A 21,493-nucleotide genomic window follows, 5' to 3' on the forward strand; every position below is an offset into this window, starting at 1 on the left:
AAGGAAGTCACTTAGTGGCTTCCTTTTTTTGTCTTTAACTATTCATTTTTGCTGAATATAGTATACAAATTTGGTCGTTAAGTGAGAAAAATACTAATTCTATCCAGAAAGAAAATATTCTAATTTGATAAATTAAAGTAAATAAAGGTTCCTAATTCCGTAGAAAAGTTAATAAAAATGAGGGAAAGATTCATAAATACACTTTTAGATAGAAAATTCAGAAAATTGACTCTTTTGCCTTGAAAATTTTTGAAAAAATGGTATGATAGTAACAAGCTATTTTTTTAAGAGAAGAGAAAGGGGAACAATGGAGAAAATCAGTTTAGAATCTCCTAAGACGGGGTCGGACTTAGTTTTGGAAACACTTCGGGACTTAGGGATTGATACCATTTTTGGTTATCCTGGTGGTGCAGTCTTACCTTTGTATGATGCGATATATAATTTTAAAGGCATTCGCCACATCTTAGGACGCCACGAGCAAGGTTGTTTGCACGAAGCTGAAGGATATGCCAAATCAACTGGAAAGTTGGGCGTTGCCGTCGTCACGAGTGGGCCGGGAGCAACAAATGCCATTACAGGGATTGCAGATGCCATGAGCGATAGCGTTCCCCTTTTGGTCTTTACAGGTCAGGTTGCGAGAGCTGGGATTGGGAAAGATGCCTTTCAAGAAGCAGACATCGTGGGTATTACCATGCCCATTACCAAGTACAATTACCAAGTTCGTGAGACAGCAGATATTCCTCGTATCATTACGGAAGCTGTTCATATTGCAACGACAGGTCGTCCAGGTCCTGTTGTGATTGACTTGCCAAAGGATGTGTCAGCTCTAGAGACAGATTTCATTTATTCACCAGAGGTGAATTTACCAAGTTACCAACCGACGCTTGATCCGAATGACATGCAAATCAAGAAAATCTTGAAGCAATTGTCAAAAGCCAAGAAACCTGTTTTGTTAGCAGGCGGTGGTATCAGCTATGCAGAAGCTTCTAAGGAGCTCAATGAATTTGCTGAACGTTACCAAATTCCAGTAGTCACTAGTCTTTTGGGGCAAGGAACCATTGCAACGAGTCATCCGCTCTTCCTAGGGATGGGAGGCATGCACGGTTCTTTCGCAGCCAACATAGCAATGACGGAAGCGGACTTTATGATTAGTATTGGTTGCCGTTTCGATGACCGCTTGACGGGGAATCCTAAGACCTTTGCGAAGAATGCTAAGGTTGCCCATATCGATGTTGACCCGGCTGAGATTGGTAAGATTATCAGTGCAGATATTCCTGTAGTGGGGGATGCTAAGAAAGCCTTACAGATGCTTTTAGCAGAACCAACTGTTCATAACAATACTGAAAAGTGGATTGAAAAAGTTACCAAGGACAAGAATCGAGTTCGTTCTTATGATAAGAAAGAACGTGTGGTTCAACCTCAGGCCGTTATTGAACGCATCGGTGAGTTGACGCATGGGGATGCCATTGTCGTAACTGACGTAGGGCAGCACCAAATGTGGACAGCTCAGTATTATCCTTACCAAAATGAGCGTCAGTTAGTCACTTCAGGTGGTTTGGGTACCATGGGATTCGGAGTTCCTGCAGCTATCGGAGCCAAGATTGCCAATCCAGAAAAAGAAGTCATCCTTTTTGTCGGTGATGGTGGTTTCCAAATGACCAACCAAGAGCTAGCGATCCTAAATATCTACAAGGTACCGATTAAGGTTGTCATGTTGAATAACCACTCACTAGGAATGGTTCGTCAGTGGCAGGAATCCTTCTATGAGGGTAGAACTTCCGAGTCAGTCTTTGATACACTTCCTGACTTCCAGCTGATGGCACAGGCTTACGGCATCAAAAACTATAAATTTGATAATCCAGAGACGATAGAGAAGGATCTAGAAGTCATTCTGGAGGATGTGCCCATGTTTATCGAGGTGGATATTTCTCGTAAGGAACAGGTCTTACCGATGGTACCAGCTGGTAAGAGCAATCATGAGATGTTGGGGGTGAAGTTCCATGCGTAGAATGTTAACAGCTAGATTGCAAAACCGTTCAGGAGTTTTGAATCGTTTTACAGGTGTCCTTTCTCGTCGTCAAGTCAATATTGAGAGTATCTCAGTTGGTGCGACAGAGAACCCCAATGTATCTCGCATCACCATCATTATTGATGTAGCATCTCATGATGAAGTAGAGCAAATCATTAAACAGCTCAATCGTCAGATTGATGTGATTCGCATTCGTGATATCACAGATAAACCACACTTGGAAAGAGAAGTGATCTTGGTAAAAGTATCTGCTCCTGCTGAAAAGCGTGCAGAAATCTTGGCCATTATTCAACCTTTCCGTGCAACGGTAGTAGATGTGGCTCCAAGCTCAATCACCATCCAGATGACGGGAAATGCTGAAAAGAGTGAAGCTTTATTACGAGTGATTCGACCATATGGTATTAAAAATATCGCTCGTACGGGTGCAACTGGATTTACCCGCGACTAATACTCTTAGATTTTCAATGAGTATAAAATCCAGCATAAATTTGTTAAACCAGCCTATAAGGCAATAAAAATAGAAAAGAGAGAAAAACTATGGCAGTTCAAATGGAATACGAAAAAGATGTTAAAGTAGCAGCGCTTGACGGTAAAAAAATCGCCGTAATCGGTTATGGTTCACAAGGACATGCGCATGCGCAAAACTTGCGTGACTCAGGTCGTGATGTCATCATCGGTGTGCGTCCAGGTAAATCTTTTGACAAAGCAAAAGAAGACGGTTTTGACACTTACACAGTAGCAGAAGCCACTAAATTAGCTGACGTTATCATGATCTTGGCACCAGACGAAATTCAACAAGAATTGTACGAAGCAGAAATCGCTCCAAACTTGGAAGCTGGAAATGCAGTTGGATTTGCTCATGGTTTCAATATCCACTTTGAATTTATCAAAGTTCCTGCAGATGTAGATGTCTTCATGTGTGCTCCTAAAGGACCAGGACACTTGGTACGTCGTACTTACGAAGAAGGATTTGGTGTGCCAGCTCTTTACGCAGTTTACCAAGATGCAACTGGAAATGCGAAAAACATTGCTATGGACTGGTGTAAAGGTGTTGGGGCAGCTCGTGTTGGTTTGCTTGAAACAACTTACAAAGAAGAAACTGAAGAAGATTTGTTTGGTGAACAAGCCGTACTTTGTGGTGGTTTGACTGCCCTTATCGAAGCAGGTTTTGAAGTCTTGACAGAAGCAGGCTATGCCCCAGAATTGGCTTACTTTGAAGTTCTTCACGAAATGAAATTGATCGTTGACTTGATCTATGAAGGTGGATTCAAGAAAATGCGTCAATCTATTTCAAACACTGCTGAATACGGTGACTATGTATCAGGTCCACGTGTGATTACTGAGCAAGTTAAAGAAAACATGAAAGCTGTTTTGGCAGATATCCAAAATGGTAAATTTGCAAATGACTTTGTAAATGACTACAAGGCTGGTCGTCCAAAATTAACTGCTTACCGTGAACAAGCAGCTAACCTTGAAATTGAAAAAGTTGGTGCAGAATTGCGTAAAGCAATGCCTTTCGTTGGTAAAAACGACGACGACGCATTCAAAATCTACAATTAATTCTTGTAAAGAAAGACAGAAGGCGAGTTGGGGGTACCTAACTCGTTTTTTATCTTGAAAAGTATTTGAGGAGGAGACAATGCTAAGTGCAAAAGATGTGGTGAAAGCCCACAAAGTTTTGAGTGGTGTAGTAGTTGATACACCACTAGAATATGATCATTATTTATCAGAAAAATACCAAGCAAAGATTTATCTCAAAAAGGAGAATGCGCAACGAGTTCGCTCTTTTAAAATTCGTGGAGCCTATTATGCCATTTCTCAACTATCAAAAGAAGAACGCGAGCGTGGTGTAGTCTGTGCCTCTGCGGGAAATCATGCCCAAGGTGTCGCCTATACTTGTAATGAGATGAAGATTCCTGCAACGATCTTTATGCCCATCACAACACCGCAACAAAAGATTGGGCAGGTTCGCTTTTTCGGTGGAGAGTTCGTGACAATCAAGTTGGTTGGGGATACATTTGATGCTTCTGCTAAGGCAGCACAAGAATTTACATTGACAGAAAACCGCACCTTCATCGATCCTTTTGATGATGCGCATGTTCAGGCTGGTCAAGGGACTGTAGCCTATGAGATTCTTGAAGAAGCCCGTAAAGAGTCTATTGATTTTGATACAGTACTTGTACCAGTAGGTGGTGGCGGATTGATTGCCGGTGTTTCAACTTACATCAAGGAAACCAACCCGACCATTGAAGTGATCGGAGTAGAAGCTAATGGTGCTCGCTCTATGAAAGCAGCCTTTGAAGCTGGGGGACCAGTTAAGCTCAAAGAAATTGATAAGTTTGCTGATGGGATAGCCGTACAAAAGGTTGGACAATTAACCTATGAAGCGACTCGTAAGAATGTTGAAACGCTGATTGGGGTGGACGAGGGATTGATTTCTGAAACCTTGATTGATCTTTATTCCAAACAAGGAATTGTAGCAGAACCAGCCGGAGCTGCCAGCGTTGCAGCCTTGGAAGTTTTATCAGATTATATCAAAGGCAAGACGATTTGTTGTATCATTTCTGGGGGGAATAACGATATCAACCGCATGCCAGAGATGGAAGAACGTGCCTTGATTTACGATGGGATCAAGCATTACTTTGTAGTGAATTTCCCACAACGTCCAGGAGCTCTCCGAGAGTTTGTAAATGACATTTTGGGGCCAAATGATGACATCACTCGTTTTGAATATATCAAACGAGCAAGCAAGGGGACAGGCCCTGTCTTGATTGGAGTAGCTCTTGCCAATAAGCATGACTATGCTGGATTGATTCATCGAATGGAAAAGTTTGACCCGTCTTATATTAATTTGAATGGAAATGAAACATTGTATAATATGTTAGTTTAAACTAAAATAAAATTATTATCATATTATTTGCGTAATGATAACGATGGTGTTATAATGAGGGTGATGAAAGGGGGAGATTCCCATGGTTTTACAAATTTTACTTGTTGTATTGATTTTAGTGGTGATTGCATCAGTGATTACGATTAGTTCTGTATATGTGGTACGACAACAATCTGTCGCTATTATAGAACGCTTTGGTAAATACCAAAAGTTGAGCAATAGTGGTATTCATTTGCGGGCTCCCTTTGGGATTGATAGAATTGCAGCAAGAGTACAACTACGCTTGTTGCAGAGTGAAATCGTTGTAGAGACAAAGACGCAAGATAATGTATTTGTAACGATGAATGTGGCAACTCAGTATCGAGTGAATGAAAACAATGTCACAGATGCCTATTATAAATTGATGCGTCCAGAAGCCCAAATCAAATCCTATATTGAAGATGCTTTGCGCTCATCTGTACCAAAGTTAACCCTAGATGAGTTGTTTGAGAAGAAGGATGAAATCGCCTTAGAAGTTCAAAAACAAGTGGCAGAAGAAATGTCTACGTATGGGTATATCATTGTCAAAACTCTGATTACTAAGGTTGAACCTGATGCTGAAGTAAAACAATCAATGAATGAAATCAATGCAGCTCAACGTAAGAGAGTTGCAGCGCAAGAACTTGCTGAAGCAGATAAGATTAAGATCGTGACCGCAGCAGAAGCAGAAGCAGAAAAAGATCGCCTACATGGTGTAGGGATTGCAGAACAGCGTAAAGCGATTGTTGACGGACTGGCTGATTCTATCAAAGAGTTAAAGGGAGCTAATGTTGAGCTGACTGAAGAACAAATCATGTCTATCCTATTAACGAACCAGTATTTAGATACATTGAATAATTTTGCGGATAAAGAGGGTAATAATACAATCTTCCTACCAGCAAATCCTAATGGAGTTGAGGATATAAGAACTCATATATTATCGGCTTTAAAAGCCAAATAAAAATATGCAGAATAATATAGTTGTGACGAATATATGTTTTTTTATTGACAGATGAAATAAAAACGTATACAATTAAGAATTGTAAAGAATAATTCAGGAGAAGAACATGGTTAAGTCAAACTTTGAAAAGGTAGAAGCAGTTGTTGGCTGGGTTCGTGATAAGAAGATCACAGGTTACCGTATCTCTAAAGAAACGAATGCGCGTGAAATGTCTATCATTGCTCTAGCACAAGGACGCGCAAAAGTTAAAAATATTTCATTTGAAACAGCTCTTAGTTTAATCGATTTCTATGAAAAAAATCATGAAAAATTTGAAGATTGAACTGTGGTTACAGGCAGATTCCTGAATCGAGTCTGCCTTTTCTTTACAATTACAAACTAAAAAGACTGCATTCTTTATGCAGTCTTTATTTATTATGTGACTTTCAGTCCGTCTCGCTCCGTAAGGTGCGAGACAAATAAACCACCCGCTATGCGGGTGCGCGTCGAAGGTTATACCAAAAAACTCCAAACGCGATACAATAAAGGTGTTCAAGCCAATTGTAAAGCGAAAGGAGAAAATATGGCACAAAAGGCACATAGTTTATCACACACAAAGTGGATGTGTAAATATCACATTGTGTTCACCCCTAAGTATAGACGAAAAATCATTTATAATCAATATCGAAGTAGTTTGGGAGAAATATTCCACCGATTATGTAGTTATAAAGGTGTTGAAATTATCGAGGGTCACTTAATGCCTGATCATGTACATATGTTAGTAAGTATTCCACCAAGGATAAGTGTTTCAAGTTTTATGGGGTATTTAAAAGGCAAAAGTGCACTCATGATGTTTGATAAACACGCCAACCTCAAGTATAAGTTTGGAAATTGGCATTTTTGGGCAGAAGGTTACTACGTGAGCACAGTAGGGCTTAATGAAGCCACAATTAAGAAATATATCCAAGAACAGGAAAAACATGATATAGTACTAGATAAATTAAGTGTAAAAGAATATGAGGATCCCTTTAGGGATAGTGGTAAGTAGTACCAAAGTCTCTTTAAGAGGCAAGTGACGAGTCAAGAGCAATGAGGCTTGAACAACGTGAAAGCCAGCGTCTTTAGGCGCTGGCTGGTAATTTGGGCTTATAGCCCTGGTGCAAACCACCCGTTAGACGGGTGGTTATGATTAATTGAGATAACGCTGAAGGAATTCTTTTGTCCGTTCTTCTTTAGGGTTCGTAAAGAGGTCTTCAGGTTTACCTTCTTCTGCAATGATTCCCTTGTCCATGAAGATGACACGATGGGAAACATCGCGAGCAAATTCCATTTCGTGGGTTACAACAATCATGGTCAAGCCTTCTTGAGCTAGGTCCTGCATAATTTTGAGGACTTCTCCGACCATTTCGGGGTCAAGGGCAGATGTAGGTTCGTCAAAGAGAATGGCGTCAGGATTCATGGAGAGTGCACGAGCGATAGCTACACGTTGCTTTTGTCCACCTGAAAGTTGTTTAGGCTTGGCTTGCCAGTAACGTTCTCCCATACCAACTTTTTCGAGATTCTCTTTAGCAATTTTTTCAGCTTCAGAGTGGTCGCGTTTGAGTACAGTCGTTTGGGCAACGATAGTATTTTCAAGGACATTCAGATTTTCAAAGAGATTGAAAGATTGGAAAACCATACCGAGCTTTTCACGATAATGGGTGAGGTTATAGCCTTTTTCTAGGACATTTTCTCCGCGATAGAGAATCTCTCCTCCTGTAGGTGTTTCGAGTAAATTGATTGAACGAAGGAAGGTTGATTTTCCGCTTCCCGAGCTTCCGATGATGGAAATAACCTCTCCTTTATGGACGGTGAGAGAAATGTCTTTTAGAACTTCGTTTTGCCCATAGGATTTTTTTAGGTGTTTGATTTCAAGGATTGGTTGTGTCATTTTTTCAAATCCCCCGTTTGCATTTGGTTAGCACCTGTAGTGTAAGTATCCATGTCCATATAGCGTTCGATAAAACGTAGGATACGGGTCACAGTGAAGGTGAGGACAAAGTAAATCACTGCAATGATGGTAAAGGTCTGGAAGTATTGATAGGTTTGCGTCGCTACAGTATTTCCTGAGAAATAAAGCTCGACAACTGAAATAACATTCAATACAGAGGTATCTTTGATATTGATGACAAACTCATTACCAGTAGCAGGTAGAATATTACGGACAACCTGAGGAAGGACAATTTTACGCATGGTTTGATTGTGGGTCATACCAAGAGCGGTTGCAGCTTCGAACTGTCCCTTGTCAACTGCTAGAATACCACCACGAACGATTTCTGTCATGTAGGCGCCTGTGTTGATTGAGACGATAAAGATAGCAGCCAGTGTCCGATCGAGATTGATACCGAAAGCTTGAGCAGTTCCATAGTAGATAACCATGGATTGAACAATCATCGGTGTACCACGGAAGATTTCAATATAGACATTGAGAATCCAACCGACTAGTTTTTGTAGGCTGTAAATGGCTTTGTTTTCCGAGAGAGGAGCCGTACGGAAGACACCAATGGCAAGACCGATAATGAGACCTACGATAGTTCCGATGATTGAGATTAAAAGAGTGACACCTGCGCCGCGCACGAGCTGTTGCCAGTTTTCAGAAAGAATTTTAGCAACTTGGCTGAAGAAATTACTGCTACTTTCTTCAGTTGTTGTGGCTTCGGCAGGTTGCTCCTGAATCATACGATCCATCAGAGCAACTTGTTCATCTTTGGAGATGGTTTCAATACTCGCATTGATTTGGCTGATGCGGCTGTCATCTTTACGAAGTCCAATGGCAATAGCTGTATCTTCTTCGCCAGTTTTGAAACCGGGTTCTACTTGGACCATCTTGAACTTAGAGTTAGCGGCTTCAGCAGTCAGTGCTTCAGGGCGTTCCGAAACATAGGCATCAATAACACCGGCTTCCAGAGCTTGACGCATTTGAGCGAAGTCGCCCATAGCTGTTTCTTTTTTGGCACCTGGAATTTGAGAAATCAAATCATAAAGGTAAACACCTTGTTGAGAAGTGATTTTTGCTCCGCTAAAATCTTCCAAAGATTTGGCATTTGCATAGGCAGAGTCCTTTTTAACCAATAGAACTGGCTCGCTAGTATAGTAACTGCTTGAAAAGGCAATTTCTTGTTTACGTTCAGCGGTTGGGCTCATACCGGCAATGATCATATCGATTTTGCCAGAAGTAAGGGCTGGAACAAGTCCTTCCCACTTGGTTTTCACGACCAAAGGTTCCTTACCTAGATCTTTGGCAATCTTTTTAGCGATTTGAACATCATAGCCGTTGGCATATTGGTTGGTACCGTCGATTTTGACAGCACCATTACTATCGTCGTCTTGGGTCCAGTTGAAGGGAGCGTAAGCTGCCTCCATTCCGATGCGTAAATATTCGTCGGCTTGGACTTGGCTAACCAGTCCTAATGTAAGGGCTAGGCTAGCAAGGATAGATAAGCATAATTTTTTCATGTTTTCTCCTATTTCTAGTCTAAAAATGACTTCTCTCTATTGTATCTAAAAATGGTGAGATTTTCAATACAAGTAAGCCTTTACTTATAAAAAATGATATAATGGTGAAAAGATTGAAAGGGAATCAATTATGAAAAAAAGATGGCTGGTGACTTTGGTATTTGCTTGTTTATTATTTATACCGAGCTTAGTTTTTGCAGTAGACTTTGATATCTTATCCTATCAGGGTGATTTGAATATTCATGCAGATAATACTGCAATTTTTAAGGAAACAATCACCTACCGTTTTGGAGATGATTATAATGGCCAGCTAGTTGGACTAGGAAAAGCTGGGAAAATGCCAGAAGGATTTGATATTGATCCCGACCCGACCGTTCAAGTGTCTAAAAATGGGCAAATTATTCAAAATGTTTCCTTTTATACTATGGAGGAAGAGGACGGCTACAAGGTAAAAATTTATAATGCTGGATATGCCGGAGATACTGTTCGGGTGACGGTTACCTGGCAACTATCAAATCTTCTCTTCTTATACAAGGATATAGCGGAGTTAAATTGGCAACCCTTGACGGATAGTTCAGAACCTATCGAAAATTTTGAGTTTCGGGTAACGGGCTTTAATGGAGCTGAAAAACTTTTCTTTCATACAGGGAAACTCTTTACAGAGGGCAAGGTAGAGAAGACAGGTGGTGATTATCGTGTTCATTTGAAGAACCTACCTCGTCAGCGTGGGGTTGAATTGCATGCCTATTGGCTTAGAAAAGATTTTGAAACAGCTTTGGATCAGGGATTGAAGGGCAATCGTTTAGCAGAATTTGAAAAAATAGAGGAGTCCATTACTGCTGAAAAAGCTCAGAGCAAAGCTCTGGTTACGTGGATCATCCCTTTCCTACTCTCGCTTTTTTTAGTCTTTAGTGTTATTTTCTACTGCATTTACAGAAGAAAAACCTCCCCATCGAAGAAATATGCCAAAAATCACCGTCTCTATGAACCGCCAATGGACTTAGAACCGATGGTTTTATCGGAAGCTGTTTACTCCACTTCTTTAGAGGAAGTCAGTCCCTTGACCAAAGGAGGAGGGAAGTTCACCTTTGACCAACTCGTTCAGGCAACTTTATTGGATGTGATCGACCGTGGAAATGTTTCAATCATCTCAAATGGAGATGAAGTTCGTTTAAAAGTCGTAAAAGAAAAGGGATTGGCAAGTTTTGAAAAGGATTGCCTTAATTTGGCCTTTTCAGGAAGAGAAGAAGTGCTTGTTTCAGATTTGTTTGCAGATTACCAAGTGTCAACTAGTCTTTACCAAGGTGCAAAAGCAGCTGATGAAAAACGAATTCAGAAAACAGGACGTAAACTTAAGTCGTCTTTTGAGCAAGCTCTGAAGCAGATGCAGGATGGAGTGAGAAAGCGGGTTTCTTCTTTGCAACTTCCAGATTATTATCGTTCACTGAGTAATGGAGAAAAAATCCTGCGATTGACGATAGGTGTCTTTACGATTTTACCTGCTTTCGTTGGTTTTGGCTGGTTCTTGTATAGTTTGGATGCTCACGGGTATCTTTCTCTGCCACTTCCTATCCTTGGGTTTGTGGGCTTGATGTTAGCTGCCGTCTATTATTGGACGACCCGATTTGATACTCGTGATGGTGTTTTAAATGAAGATGGACTAGAAGCATACTATCTCTGGACTAGTTTTGAAAACATGCTTCGCGATATCGCCCATCTAGACAAGGCAGTATTAGAAAGTATTGTTGTTTGGAATCGTCTCCTTGTTTATGCTACTTTATTTGGTTATGCGGACAAGGTGAGCCATTTGATGAGATCTTATCAGATTCAGGTCGAGAACCCAGATATCAATCTTTATGTAGCTTATGGCTGGCACAGTATGTTTTACCATTCAACTGCTCAAATGAGCCACTATGCTAGTATTGCAAATACAGCAAGCAATTACTCCGTATCTTCTGGAAGTGGTTCTTCGGGTGGAGGATTCTCCGGAGGCGGAGGCGGTGGTAGCATCGGTGCCTTCTAGAAAAAATCTATCGCAACATCCGAAATTATGCTATAATAGAGGACAGAAAAAGGAGTAATACATGTATCTTATTGAAATTTTGAAGTCAATCTTTTTTGGGATTGTTGAAGGAATTACAGAATGGTTGCCCATTTCAAGTACTGGTCACTTGATCTTGGTTGAAGAATTTGTACAATACAAGGACCAAAATGAAGCCTTCATGTCCATGTTTAATGTTGTTATTCAGCTCGGTGCTATCTTAGCGGTTATGGTGATTTACTTTAACAAGCTCAATCCCTTCAAACCTGGTAAAAATAAGGCAGAAGTCCGTCGAACTTGGCAATTGTGGTCAAAAGTCCTCGTTGCGACCTTGCCTTTATTGCTAGTTTTTAAGCTGGATGATTGGTTTGATACTCATTTTCACAATATGGTATCAGTTGCGATCATGTTGATTATTTATGGGGTTGCCTTTATCTATCTTGAAAAACGGAACAAGGCACAAGCTATTGAACCAACAGTTACAGAACTTGAAAAGCTTCCCTACAAGACAGCTCTCTATATCGGACTTTTCCAAGTCCTCGCCCTCTTCCCAGGAACGAGCCGTTCAGGTGCGACGATTGTCGGTGGTTTGTTAAATGGAACGAGTCGCTCAGTCGTAACAGAGTTTACCTTCTACCTCGGAATTCCTGTTATGTTTGGGGCTAGTGCTTTAAAAATTTTCAAATTTATAAAAGCAGGTCAACTTTTGAGTTTTGGACAACTATTCCTGCTTTTGGTTGCTATGGGTGTTGCCTTCGCGGTCAGCATGGTTGCTATTCGCTTCTTGACTGGCTATGTGAAGAAGCACGACTTTACCCTCTTTGGTAAATACCGTATCGTACTCGGTAGTGTCTTGTTGCTCTATAGTTTTGTGCGTTTATTTGTATAAGAAAAAGCTTGAGGGAATCTTCCTTCAAGCTTTTTAAAATCCTGTTACTGTGACTCCTAGTAAACGGATGCCTTTTTCTTTTTCAGCTAGTTCTTCGTAGAGTTGAAGGGCAGTTTGAGAAATCTGACTAGCGTCCTGTGTCGCTTGTGGGAGACTTTTTCGTCTAGTTAGAGTAGAGAAGTCAGCATATCGTATTTTGAGGATAATGATTTTTCCAGCTTTGCCTTGTTGACTGAGATTGTGAGCTACCTTTTCTGAGAGAAGAGTCAGCTCTTTTTTGATGTCTTCTTCTACTTGCAGGATTTTTCCGTAGGTTTTTTCCTTGCCAATGGACTTACGAATACGATTGGCCTTGACCGGTGAGTTATGAATGCCCCTTGCCTTTCGATAAAGGTCAAAACCGAGTCTGCCGAACCGATCGATTAAAGTGACTTCTGAGACGTCCAATAAGTCTTCACCAGTATAAATGCCCATTTCATGAAGCCGTTCAACTGTTTTTTTGCCCACACCGTGAAATTTAGCAATGTCCATTTGTTTGAGAAAATCCTCAGCCTGATCTGGGAGGATGACTGTCAAACCATGTGGCTTTTGATAGTCACTAGCCATTTTAGCTAAAAATTTGTTATAAGAGACGCCTGCAGAAGCAGTCAGATGTAGCTCCTGCCAGATATCTTGTTGGATGAGACGGGCTATTTTGACAGCTGACTTGATACCGAGTTTATTTTCCGTTACATCCAAGTATGCCTCGTCAATACTCATAGGTTCAATCAAATCAGTGTAGCGTTTAAAAATAGCACGAATCTCAAGTCCCACAGTCTTATACTTTTCATAATTTCCTGAGATAAAGATAGCTTGGGGACAGCGCTCATAAGCTTCTTTAGAGCTCATGGCTGAATGAACACCAAAAGCTCGCGCCTCATAGCTACAGGTAGAAACGACACCACGTCCACCTGTTTGTCTGGGGTCACTCCCGATGATGACAGGTTTGCCCTTTAACTTAGGATTATCTCTGATTTCCACCGCAGCAAAAAAGGCATCCATGTCGATATGGATGATTTTTCTAGACAAATCATTAATCAATGGAAATATGAGCATTTAGCTTCCTTTCTAGCCGTATTTTCTTTCTCATTATACCGTTTTTTCTGAAAAAATGGAAAAGAGTAGTCTAACTTTCAAAAATATAATACAGATAATATCAAAAAAACAGCCTGTATTATAAAAGAAAGCGCTAAAAAGGCTGTTTTCTCCTTGTTGAAATCGGTTACTGTGTGGTATACTTGACTTATGAATGTAACAGATAGTTGTTACTAGAAAGAAAAATGAGGACATTAACATGGTTGTTAAGACAGTTGTTGAAGCGCAAGATATTTTTGACAAAGCTTGGGAAGGCTTCAAAGGCGTAGATTGGAAAGAAAAAGCAAGTATTTCTCGCTTCGTTCAAGCTAACTACACACCTTACGATGGAGATGAAAGTTTCCTTGCTGGCCCAACAGAACGTTCGCTTCACATCAAAAAAATCGTAGAAGAAACAAAAGCACACTACGAAGAAACTCGTTTCCCAATGGACACTCGTCCAACATCTATTGCTGATATTCCTGCTGGATTTATCGACAAAGAAAACGAATTGATTTTTGGTATCCAAAACGATGAACTCTTCAAATTGAACTTCATGCCAAAAGGTGGTATCCGTATGGCTGAAACTACTTTGAAAGAAAATGGATACGAACCAGATCCAGCTGTTCACGAAATCTTCACAAAATACGTAACAACAGTTAACGACGGTATCTTCCGTGCTTACACTTCAAACATCCGTCGTGCTCGTCACGCTCACACTGTAACTGGTCTTCCAGATGCCTACTCACGTGGACGTATCATTGGTGTTTACGCACGTCTTGCTCTTTACGGTGCAGATTATTTGATGCAAGAAAAAGTAAACGACTGGAATGCAATTAAAGAGATTGATGAAGAAACAATCCGTCTTCGTGAAGAAGTAAACCTTCAATACCAAGCATTGCAACAAGTTGTTCGCTTGGGTGACCTTTACGGTGTTGACGTTCGCAAACCAGCGATGAACGTCAAAGAAGCTATCCAATGGGTGAACATCGCCTTCATGGCTGTCTGCCGTGTTATCAATGGTGCTGCAACATCTCTAGGACGTGTGCCAATCGTATTGGACATCTTTGCAGAACGTGATCTTGCTCGTGGTACATTTACTGAATCAGAAATCCAAGAATTCGTTGATGATTTCGTTATGAAACTTCGTACAGTTAAATTTGCTCGTACAAAAGCTTATGACCAATTGTACTCAGGTGACCCAACCTTCATCACAACTTCTATGGCTGGTATGGGTAACGACGGTCGTCACCGTGTTACTAAGATGGACTACCGTTTCTTGAACACTCTTGACAATATCGGTAACTCTCCAGAACCAAACTTGACAGTTCTTTGGACTGACAAATTACCTTATAGCTTCCGTCGTTACTGTATGCACATGAGCCACAAACACTCTTCAATCCAATATGAAGGTGTTACAACAATGGCTAAAGACGGATACGGTGAAATGAGCTGTATCTCATGTTGTGTGTCACCACTTGACCCAGAAAATGAAGAACAACGCCACAACATCCAGTACTTCGGTGCTCGTGTAAACGTATTGAAAGCCCTTCTTACTGGTTTGAACGGTGGTTACGACGATGTTCACAAAGACTACAAGGTATTTGACATCGATCCTATCCGTGACGAAGTTCTTGAATTCGAATCAGTTAAAGCGAACTTTGAAAAATCTCTTGACTGGTTGACTGACACTTACGTAGATGCTTTGAACATCATCCACTACATGACTGATAAGTACAACTACGAAGCGGTTCAAATGGCCTTCTTGCCAACTAAACAGCGTGCAAACATGGGATTCGGTATCTGTGGATTTGCCAACACTGTTGATACATTGTCAGCAATCAAATACGCTACCGTTAAACCAATCCGTGACGAAAATGGCTACATCTACGATTACGAAACAATCGGTGAATACCCACGTTGGGGTGAAGATGATCCACGCTCAAACGAATTGGCAGAATGGTTGATTGAAGCTTACACAACTCGCCTACGTAGCCACAAACTCTACAAGAACGCAGAAGCCACAGTATCACTTTTGACCATCACATCTAACGTTGCTTACTCTAAACAAACTGGTAACTCACCAGTCCACAAAGGTGTATACCTCAACGAAGATGGTTCTGTGAACTTGTCTAAACTTGAATTCTTCTCACCAGGTGCTAACCCATCTAACAAAGCTAAAGGTGGATGGTTGCAAAACTTGAACTCACTTGCTAGCCTTGACTTTGGTTACGCAGCTGATGGTATCTCATTGACAACTCAAGTTTCACCTCGTGCTCTTGGTAAAACTCGTGACGAACAAGTGGACAACTTGGTAACAATCCTTGATGGTTACTTCGAAAACGGTGGACAACACTGTAACTTGAACGTAATGGACTTGAAAGATGTTTATGACAAGATTATGAATGGCGAAGATGTCATCGTTCGTATCTCAGGATACTGTGTAAACACTAAATACCTCACTCCAGAACAAAAAACTGAATTGACACAACGTGTCTTCCACGAAGTTCTTTCAATGGATGACGCATTGAGCTAAGATTTTAAATTAAATAGAAAAGGCCAGTTGGAAACGACTGGCTTTTTGCGTTCTTGAAAAATTTTAAAAAATTAGTCAAATTTAGTCAAAAAGTTATTGACTTTTACTGACCAAAGTGGTATAGTAGAAACATAAGGAAAATGAATTCCTTAGAAAACTTCATTTTCAATGACTCTATTTCTTGAAAATGTATAATAGATACCCTAGAAAGGGGTGAGGCCTATGTTGAATCTAACAGACTTTGAAAAGAAAATGATAAAAGGCTTATTAAAAAAAGAAAAACCAGAAGTTATTCTTAGAGTAGCGAGTTAGCTAGTCTAAAATTTTTTAAAAAAAGGTTAAAGATAGTCAATGTCAGATATCGCAAATAATTAAGAATAAACGAGGTAAAGAATATGAACAACAACTTTAATAACTTTAACAACATGGATGATTTATTTAACCAATTGATGGGAGGTATGCGAGGATATAGTTCTGAAAACCGTCGCTACTTGATTAATGGACGTGAAGTGACACCTGAGGAATTTGCTCATTATCGTGCAACTGGTCAATTGCCAGGAAATGCAGAATCTGATGCGCAAATGCAACAACACGCTTCAGGTATGAAACAAGACGGTGTCCTTGCTAAACTAGGTCGTAACTTGACAGCAGAAGCTCGTGAGGGCAAGTTGGATCCTGTTATCGGACGAAACAAGGAAATTCAAGAAACATCTGAAATCCTCTCACGTCGTACGAAAAATAATCCTGTTCTAGTCGGAGATGCAGGTGTTGGTAAGACAGCCGTTGTAGAAGGTCTAGCACAAGCGATTGTGAATGGAGATGTTCCGGCTGCCATCAAGAACAAGGAAATTATTTCTATTGATATCTCAGGTCTTGAAGCTGGTACTCAATACCGTGGTAGCTTTGAAGAAAACGTTCAAAACCTACTCAACGAAGTGAAAGAAGCAGGAAATATTATCCTCTTCTTTGATGAAATTCACCAAATCCTCGGTGCTGGTAGCACTGGTGGAGACAGTGGTTCTAAAGGGCTAGCGGACATTCTCAAGCCAGCTCTCTCTCGAGGTGAGTTGACTGTTATTGGGGCAACGACTCAAGACGAATACCGTAATACCATCTTGAAGAATGCAGCTCTTGCTCGTCGTTTCAACGAAGTCAAGGTAAACGCTCCTTCAGCAGAAGATACCTTTAAAATCCTTCAAGGAATTCGTGATCTTTATCAACAACACCACAATGTCATCTTGCCAGACGAGGTCTTGAAGGCAGCAGTGGATTATTCGATCCAATACATTCCTCAACGTAGCTTGCCAGATAAGGCTATTGATCTTGTCGATGTAACGGCAGCTCACTTGGCAGCTCAACATCCTGTAACAGATGTGCATGCTGTTGAACGAGAAATTGAGGCAGAAAAAGACAAGCAAGAAAAAGCAGTTGAGGCAGAAGACTTTGAAGCAGCTCTTAATGCCAAAACACGTATTGCAGAATTAGAAAAGAAAATCGAAAACCACACAGAAGATATGAAGGTGACTGCGAGTGTCAACGATGTGGCTGAATCTGTAGAACGTATGACTGGTATTCCGGTATCACAAATGGGAGCATCAGACATCGAACGTTTGAAAGATATGGCTCATCGTTTGGAACACAAGGTTATCGGCCAAGATAAGGCGGTAGAAGCTGTCGCTCGTGCTATCCGTCGTAACCGTGCTGGTTTTGATGAAGGCAATCGCCCAATCGGTAGCTTCCTCTTTGTAGGGCCTACTGGGGTTGGTAAGACAGAACTTGCTAAGCAATTGGCGCTCGATATGTTTGGAACCAAGGACGCAATTATCCGTTTGGATATGTCTGAATACAGTGACCGCACAGCTGTATCTAAGTTGATCGGTACAACAGCAGGTTATGTGGGGTATGATGACAATAGCAATACCTTGACAGAACGTGTTCGTCGCAATCCATACTCCATCATTCTATTGGACGAAATTGAAAAGGCTGATCCTCAAGTAATCACCCTTCTCCTCCAAGTATTGGATGACGGTCGTTTGACTGATGGTCAAGGAAATACAGTGAACTTCAAGAACACGGTCATTATCGCGACATCAAATGCTGGATTTGGCTATGAAGCCAATTTGACAGAAGATGCGGATAAACCAGAATTGATGAATCGTTTGAAACCATTCTTCCGTCCAGAGTTCCTTAACCGCTTTAACGCAGTTATCGAGTTCTCACACTTGAATAAGGAAGACCTTTCTAAGATTGTGGACTTGATGTTGGCTGAAGTTAACCAAACCTTGGCTAAGAAAGACATTGATTTGGAAGTCAGCCAAGCAGCTAAGGACTTTATCACAGAAGAAGGCTATGACGAAGTTATGGGTGTTCGTCCTCTCCGTCGCGTGGTTGAACAACAAATTCGTGATAAGGTAACAGATTTCCACTTGGATCACCTAGATGCCAAACATCTAGAAGCAGATATGGAAGATGGCGTTTTGGTCATTCGTGAAAAAGCCTAAGACAAAATTTTGAGAATAAAAAAAGAAGGAACTAGCTAAAAAGCTGGTTCCTTTTTGTGTTTAGATGATATGGCGCTCAAAGGCATCATCTGAGATTCCTTGTTCCAGGATGAGTTTCGCCCATTCTTTAGCTGAAAAGAGGCTGTGGTCCTTGTAGTTTCCACAAGATTCGATGGTAGTTCCAGGGACATCTTCCCAAGTAGTGGTTTCAGCAATTTCCTTGAGCGAATCCTTGATAACAGCCGCGATTTCAGCACTGGTATGGCGCCCCCACATAATCATGTGAAAACCTGTACGGCAGCCAAATGGCGAACAGTCAATCATCCCGTCAATGCGGGTACGGATGAGTTTTGCCAAGAGGTGTTCGATAGTGTGAAGACCAGCGGTAGGGATAGAGTCCTCATTTGGCTGTACTAAGCGAATATCAAAGTTGGAGATGATGTCTCCCTTTGGTCCGGTTTCTTCCCCAATCAAGCGAACATAAGGTGCTTTAACAATAGTGTGGTCAAGTTCAAAACTTTCAACAATAACTTCTTTTGACATGGTAAATCCTTTCAGTTTTCTTCTTTCATTATATCATAAAGCCTGCTCTTGATGGAGTTTGATAAATGACTTTTTGGATAATAAAGTCTCCGTACATAAACCTCAGAATTATAAAAAAAGAATGGAGTAAAGGAAAAGAAAAACTGAGTTCTTTCTAATGAAGCTAGAGCGACTTTTGAAAAGTGGATCAACTTTTTCTGAAATTTCTGTTTAATCTCTGAACTAATTCTGAACTAGATTGGGTATACTGGAGAAAATAAAGATAAAGGAGTTCAGTATGGAACATATGGTGAAAATAGAAGGCGTCTGCAAAAAGCATGGTAGCAAGCAGATTTTAGAAGATATTTCTTTTATAGCTAGAAGTGGTCGGATTACAGCTTTTCTAGGCCCAAATGGTGCAGGGAAAAGTTCGACCTTGAGGATTCTCTTGGGGTTAGATTGGGCGACAGCAGGGACTGCAACTTTTGATGGGCAAACCTATCAATCAATGACCTATCCGCTCAGAACGGTAGGTGCAGCCTTTGATGGCATTGGCGGTCTGCCAAATCGAAAGGTCTATGACCACTTGAGGATTATTGCGGCGAGTAATGCTATTCCAAAGTCTCGGATCGATGAGGTTTTGGAGATGACTGGAATTGCTCATAAGAGGAAGGACCTCTTGTCAAGCCTGTCTCTGGGGGAAGGTCAACGATTGGGTTTGGCAGCAGCTTTGCTGGGTGATCCTCAGTTTCTTATATTAGATGAGCCAACTAATGGGCTGGATCCAAGTGGGATTAAGTGGTTTAGAAAGTTTATCCGTCAGCAGGCTGATTTAGGGAAAACGGTACTTCTATCTTCCCATATCCTATCAGAGGTGCAAATGGTGACAGATGATGTAGTCTTGATTCATCATGGGCGAATTATTGAGCAAGGACGATTGGAAGAGGTGCTGCAAGATTCAGACAGTCTAGAAGATCTCTTCTTTGATTTGACAGAGGAGATTTAAGATGAAAGAAACGATGTCTTTATTGCATTCAGAATGGTTGAAAATCCGATCAATCAAGGCTTTCAAAGTGAGTGTGGCCTTCATGCTGCTATTGGTGCCTGTCGTATCCTGGCTGGAGGGTCGACAGTATTTGTCTATTGGCTTGGATGCTACGCCTGAGACGGTTCCCAGTCTGATAAAAGCCATTGACCCGCTGGAATATCTAGGTCTCAACGGGGCCTCTATGGCAGTCATGGTTTTGGTCATCTTAGCTGGAATTTTGGGAGCTATGGAATTTCAGTCTCATAGCTTGAGAACCAGTCTTTTATCCTGTAATAACCGCCTGAAGCTGCTTGTGGGGAAACTCATGACCTTTACTTGCTTTTCTCTTGCCACTAGCTTTTTATCAATTTACTTTAGTTATATGGTCATGCATTTCGCTTTAGGAAAGGAAGGGCTTGATCCGATTCTGCTTAATCAAGCAGCTTGGAGTTTGATTTTGTGGAAAACCTTATCTCTAACCTTATTGGGAATCCTTTCATTTTTGTTAGGTTTATTGGCTCGGACCATGCTAGTTCCTCTGCTTTTTCTCATACCCCAGATCTATAATCTGGGAAACTACCTGGCAGCTCACACGAGTTGGGGGGCTTATTTGCCACAGCCAGCAGGAGAGTTGTTTGCTGCAACCCCAACTTCCCAATATATCAACAATCCCTTGCAAGGACTGTTGATACTAGGCGCATGGTTACTAGTCATCGGCGGTATGACTTCTCTGCGCTTTTTGAAGACGGATTTAGGAGGGCGATACTGATGATAAAAGCTCTGCTTAGAAGTGAATGGATTAAGTTCCGTTCTTATTATCTCGCACTTGGTGCAGCCTTAGTGGCTCTGGTAGCTGTTCCATTTTTTCTGATGAATCTTGACTATAGTCAGACAGCAGTTGGTCAGACAAAGGCTATGAGCGAGGCTTTGCATGCCCTCTATCTGGCGCAGCCTGTCATCGTCATCTTTACTTCTCTCTATTTTGCCCAGGAGTTTGTCAAGTCGGGGATGCGAACGAATTTTCTAACCGTATCAAATAGAAAGGCTTGGTTGGCTGGGAAATTCCTTTTTCTGGTCTTGCTGCTCTTAGTCCTCTACAGTATCATGGTAGGCAGCTGTTTCCTTGTTATGCTGGCTCGTTTTGACCTAAGCTTTAGCTGGTCCTTGCTAGAGAAATTCCTCTATTACAGCTCTTTTGGTCTTCTCAGCAATATTTTTCTGGCTTTTTTAACTGCCGGCCTCGCTTTGCTATTTCAATCTTGGATTGTGCCGGTGTCGGTGCTCTTTCCCCTCTTGATTGGTCTCAGCCGTTTATTGGCAACGTTCATCAAGGAAGCAAAATACCTGCCCGATCTGGCTACGCTAAATCTTTTTGAGTATGAAGGGCTTCAGCATTCAATAGATTTATCAGGGCTGGGAACACAGCTGTTATGGTTAGCTTTGGTTTGGAGCTCTGCTATATTCTTAACCTTGAAACGAGATGTTCGCTAGA

Annotated in this window: 18 protein-coding genes; 14 read left to right on the top strand and 4 right to left on the bottom strand. The window is 41.2% G+C overall.

Annotated features, from left to right (window positions below):
* The first annotated feature begins 307 nt into the window (after positions 1-307).
* The 7 genes from ATE37_RS05370 to tnpA all read left to right on the top strand — a co-directional run bounded on the left by ATE37_RS05370 (position 308) and on the right by tnpA (position 6,925).
* Complete coding sequence (locus ATE37_RS05370) at positions 308-2,008, top strand: acetolactate synthase large subunit (protein WP_000411744.1); 1,701 nt, start codon at positions 308-310, stop codon at positions 2,006-2,008.
* A complete protein-coding gene (ilvN, locus tag ATE37_RS05375) occupies positions 2,001-2,477 on the top strand; it encodes an acetolactate synthase small subunit (RefSeq protein ID WP_001253813.1) in 477 nt (158 codons plus the stop codon). The genes ATE37_RS05370 and ilvN overlap by 8 nt, the downstream gene beginning before the upstream one ends.
* Positions 2,478-2,566: 89 nt before the next feature.
* Positions 2,567-3,589 carry a ketol-acid reductoisomerase gene (gene ilvC / locus ATE37_RS05380; protein ID WP_000290683.1) on the top strand — a complete coding sequence of 341 codons (1,023 nt, stop codon included), beginning with the start codon at positions 2,567-2,569 and terminating at the stop codon, positions 3,587-3,589.
* A gap of 79 nt (positions 3,590-3,668) precedes the next feature.
* Positions 3,669-4,919 (top strand): threonine ammonia-lyase IlvA, encoded by a 1,251-nt coding sequence (gene ilvA, locus ATE37_RS05385; RefSeq protein ID WP_000947300.1) that lies wholly within the window; start codon positions 3,669-3,671, stop codon positions 4,917-4,919.
* 82 nt (positions 4,920-5,001) lie between these two features.
* Positions 5,002-5,898 carry an SPFH domain-containing protein gene (locus tag ATE37_RS05390; RefSeq protein ID WP_000244067.1) on the top strand — a complete coding sequence of 299 codons (897 nt, stop codon included), beginning with the start codon at positions 5,002-5,004 and terminating at the stop codon, positions 5,896-5,898.
* A gap of 106 nt (positions 5,899-6,004) precedes the next feature.
* Positions 6,005-6,220, top strand: a complete 216-nt coding sequence (locus tag ATE37_RS05395; protein ID WP_000241003.1) for a capsule biosynthesis transcriptional regulator — start codon at positions 6,005-6,007, stop codon at positions 6,218-6,220.
* A 240-nt stretch (positions 6,221-6,460) separates the two neighbouring features.
* Positions 6,461-6,925, top strand: coding sequence for an IS200/IS605 family transposase (tnpA, locus tag ATE37_RS05400; RefSeq protein ID WP_084868260.1), 465 nt, complete (start codon positions 6,461-6,463; stop codon positions 6,923-6,925).
* A gap of 141 nt (positions 6,926-7,066) precedes the next feature.
* Here tnpA and ATE37_RS05405 read toward each other — a convergent pair whose 3' ends face one another.
* Positions 7,067-7,807 carry an amino acid ABC transporter ATP-binding protein gene (locus ATE37_RS05405; RefSeq protein WP_084868262.1) on the bottom strand — a complete coding sequence of 247 codons (741 nt, stop codon included), beginning with the start codon at positions 7,805-7,807 and terminating at the stop codon, positions 7,067-7,069.
* Positions 7,804-9,372, bottom strand: coding sequence for an ABC transporter substrate-binding protein/permease (locus ATE37_RS05410; RefSeq protein ID WP_033605877.1), 1,569 nt, complete (start codon positions 9,370-9,372; stop codon positions 7,804-7,806). The genes ATE37_RS05405 and ATE37_RS05410 overlap by 4 nt, the downstream gene beginning before the upstream one ends.
* A 130-nt stretch (positions 9,373-9,502) precedes the next feature.
* Between ATE37_RS05410 and ATE37_RS05415 the strand changes: the two genes are divergently transcribed.
* Entirely contained in the window at positions 9,503-11,395 is a 1,893-nt protein-coding gene (locus ATE37_RS05415; RefSeq protein ID WP_061588724.1) for a DUF2207 domain-containing protein, read from the top strand.
* Between the two features lie 61 nt (positions 11,396-11,456).
* Positions 11,457-12,302 carry an undecaprenyl-diphosphate phosphatase gene (locus ATE37_RS05420; protein WP_061588725.1) on the top strand — a complete coding sequence of 282 codons (846 nt, stop codon included), beginning with the start codon at positions 11,457-11,459 and terminating at the stop codon, positions 12,300-12,302.
* A gap of 33 nt (positions 12,303-12,335) precedes the next feature.
* Here the strand turns inward: ATE37_RS05420 and dinB are convergent, their stop codons facing one another.
* Positions 12,336-13,397, bottom strand: a complete 1,062-nt coding sequence (gene dinB / locus ATE37_RS05425; RefSeq protein WP_061588726.1) for a DNA polymerase IV — start codon at positions 13,395-13,397, stop codon at positions 12,336-12,338.
* A 238-nt stretch (positions 13,398-13,635) separates the two neighbouring features.
* On the opposite strand from dinB, the gene pflB reads away from it, so the two are divergent.
* Positions 13,636-15,951 carry a formate C-acetyltransferase gene (gene pflB / locus ATE37_RS05430; RefSeq protein WP_007520679.1) on the top strand — a complete coding sequence of 772 codons (2,316 nt, stop codon included), beginning with the start codon at positions 13,636-13,638 and terminating at the stop codon, positions 15,949-15,951.
* Positions 15,952-16,346: 395 nt separating this feature from the next.
* Entirely contained in the window at positions 16,347-18,452 is a 2,106-nt protein-coding gene (locus ATE37_RS05435) for an ATP-dependent Clp protease ATP-binding subunit (protein WP_084868264.1), read from the top strand.
* 60 nt (positions 18,453-18,512) lie between these two features.
* On the opposite strand, the gene ATE37_RS05440 is transcribed toward ATE37_RS05435, so the two are convergent.
* Positions 18,513-18,995, bottom strand: a complete 483-nt coding sequence (locus tag ATE37_RS05440) for an S-ribosylhomocysteine lyase (protein WP_061428359.1) — start codon at positions 18,993-18,995, stop codon at positions 18,513-18,515.
* 277 nt (positions 18,996-19,272) lie between these two features.
* Here ATE37_RS05440 and ATE37_RS05445 point away from each other — a divergent pair, with 277 nt between their 5' ends.
* The 3 genes from ATE37_RS05445 to ATE37_RS05455 are packed head-to-tail and all read left to right on the top strand — an operon-like array spanning position 19,273 to position 21,492.
* The gene (locus tag ATE37_RS05445) at positions 19,273-19,980 is read left to right on the top strand and encodes an ABC transporter ATP-binding protein (RefSeq protein WP_084868265.1); all 708 of its coding nucleotides are present in this window, start codon (positions 19,273-19,275) and stop codon (positions 19,978-19,980) included.
* Position 19,981: 1 nt separating this feature from the next.
* Positions 19,982-20,770, top strand: a complete 789-nt coding sequence (locus ATE37_RS05450; protein WP_084868267.1) for a lantibiotic ABC transporter permease — start codon at positions 19,982-19,984, stop codon at positions 20,768-20,770.
* Positions 20,770-21,492 carry a lantibiotic ABC transporter permease gene (locus ATE37_RS05455; protein WP_084868269.1) on the top strand — a complete coding sequence of 241 codons (723 nt, stop codon included), beginning with the start codon at positions 20,770-20,772 and terminating at the stop codon, positions 21,490-21,492. Before ATE37_RS05450 ends, ATE37_RS05455 begins: the two co-directional genes overlap by 1 nt.
* Position 21,493: the final 1 nt, after the last annotated feature.

The sequence above is a fragment of the Streptococcus oralis subsp. tigurinus genome, from assembly GCF_002093575.1.
Lineage (GTDB): Bacteria > Bacillota > Bacilli > Lactobacillales > Streptococcaceae > Streptococcus > Streptococcus oralis_CH.

Excerpts from the sequence above, each read along its gene's own strand:
- ATE37_RS05370 (WP_000411744.1), top strand. The coding sequence starts at position 308 with ATGGAGAAAATCAGTTTAGAATCTCCTAAGACGGGGTCGGACTTAGTT.
- ilvN (WP_001253813.1), top strand. The coding sequence starts at position 2,001 with ATGCGTAGAATGTTAACAGCTAGATTGCAAAACCGTTCAGGAGTTTTG.
- ilvC (WP_000290683.1), top strand. The coding sequence starts at position 2,567 with ATGGCAGTTCAAATGGAATACGAAAAAGATGTTAAAGTAGCAGCGCTT.
- ilvA (WP_000947300.1), top strand. The coding sequence starts at position 3,669 with ATGCTAAGTGCAAAAGATGTGGTGAAAGCCCACAAAGTTTTGAGTGGT.
- ATE37_RS05390 (WP_000244067.1), top strand. The coding sequence starts at position 5,002 with ATGGTTTTACAAATTTTACTTGTTGTATTGATTTTAGTGGTGATTGCA.
- ATE37_RS05395 (WP_000241003.1), top strand. The coding sequence starts at position 6,005 with ATGGTTAAGTCAAACTTTGAAAAGGTAGAAGCAGTTGTTGGCTGGGTT.
- tnpA (WP_084868260.1), top strand. The coding sequence starts at position 6,461 with ATGGCACAAAAGGCACATAGTTTATCACACACAAAGTGGATGTGTAAA.
- ATE37_RS05405 (WP_084868262.1), bottom strand. The coding sequence starts at position 7,807 with ATGACACAACCAATCCTTGAAATCAAACACCTAAAAAAATCCTATGGG.
- ATE37_RS05410 (WP_033605877.1), bottom strand. The coding sequence starts at position 9,372 with ATGAAAAAATTATGCTTATCTATCCTTGCTAGCCTAGCCCTTACATTA.
- ATE37_RS05415 (WP_061588724.1), top strand. The coding sequence starts at position 9,503 with ATGAAAAAAAGATGGCTGGTGACTTTGGTATTTGCTTGTTTATTATTT.
- ATE37_RS05420 (WP_061588725.1), top strand. The coding sequence starts at position 11,457 with ATGTATCTTATTGAAATTTTGAAGTCAATCTTTTTTGGGATTGTTGAA.
- dinB (WP_061588726.1), bottom strand. The coding sequence starts at position 13,397 with ATGCTCATATTTCCATTGATTAATGATTTGTCTAGAAAAATCATCCAT.
- pflB (WP_007520679.1), top strand. The coding sequence starts at position 13,636 with ATGGTTGTTAAGACAGTTGTTGAAGCGCAAGATATTTTTGACAAAGCT.
- ATE37_RS05435 (WP_084868264.1), top strand. The coding sequence starts at position 16,347 with ATGAACAACAACTTTAATAACTTTAACAACATGGATGATTTATTTAAC.
- ATE37_RS05440 (WP_061428359.1), bottom strand. The coding sequence starts at position 18,995 with ATGTCAAAAGAAGTTATTGTTGAAAGTTTTGAACTTGACCACACTATT.
- ATE37_RS05445 (WP_084868265.1), top strand. The coding sequence starts at position 19,273 with ATGGAACATATGGTGAAAATAGAAGGCGTCTGCAAAAAGCATGGTAGC.
- ATE37_RS05450 (WP_084868267.1), top strand. The coding sequence starts at position 19,982 with ATGAAAGAAACGATGTCTTTATTGCATTCAGAATGGTTGAAAATCCGA.
- ATE37_RS05455 (WP_084868269.1), top strand. The coding sequence starts at position 20,770 with ATGATAAAAGCTCTGCTTAGAAGTGAATGGATTAAGTTCCGTTCTTAT.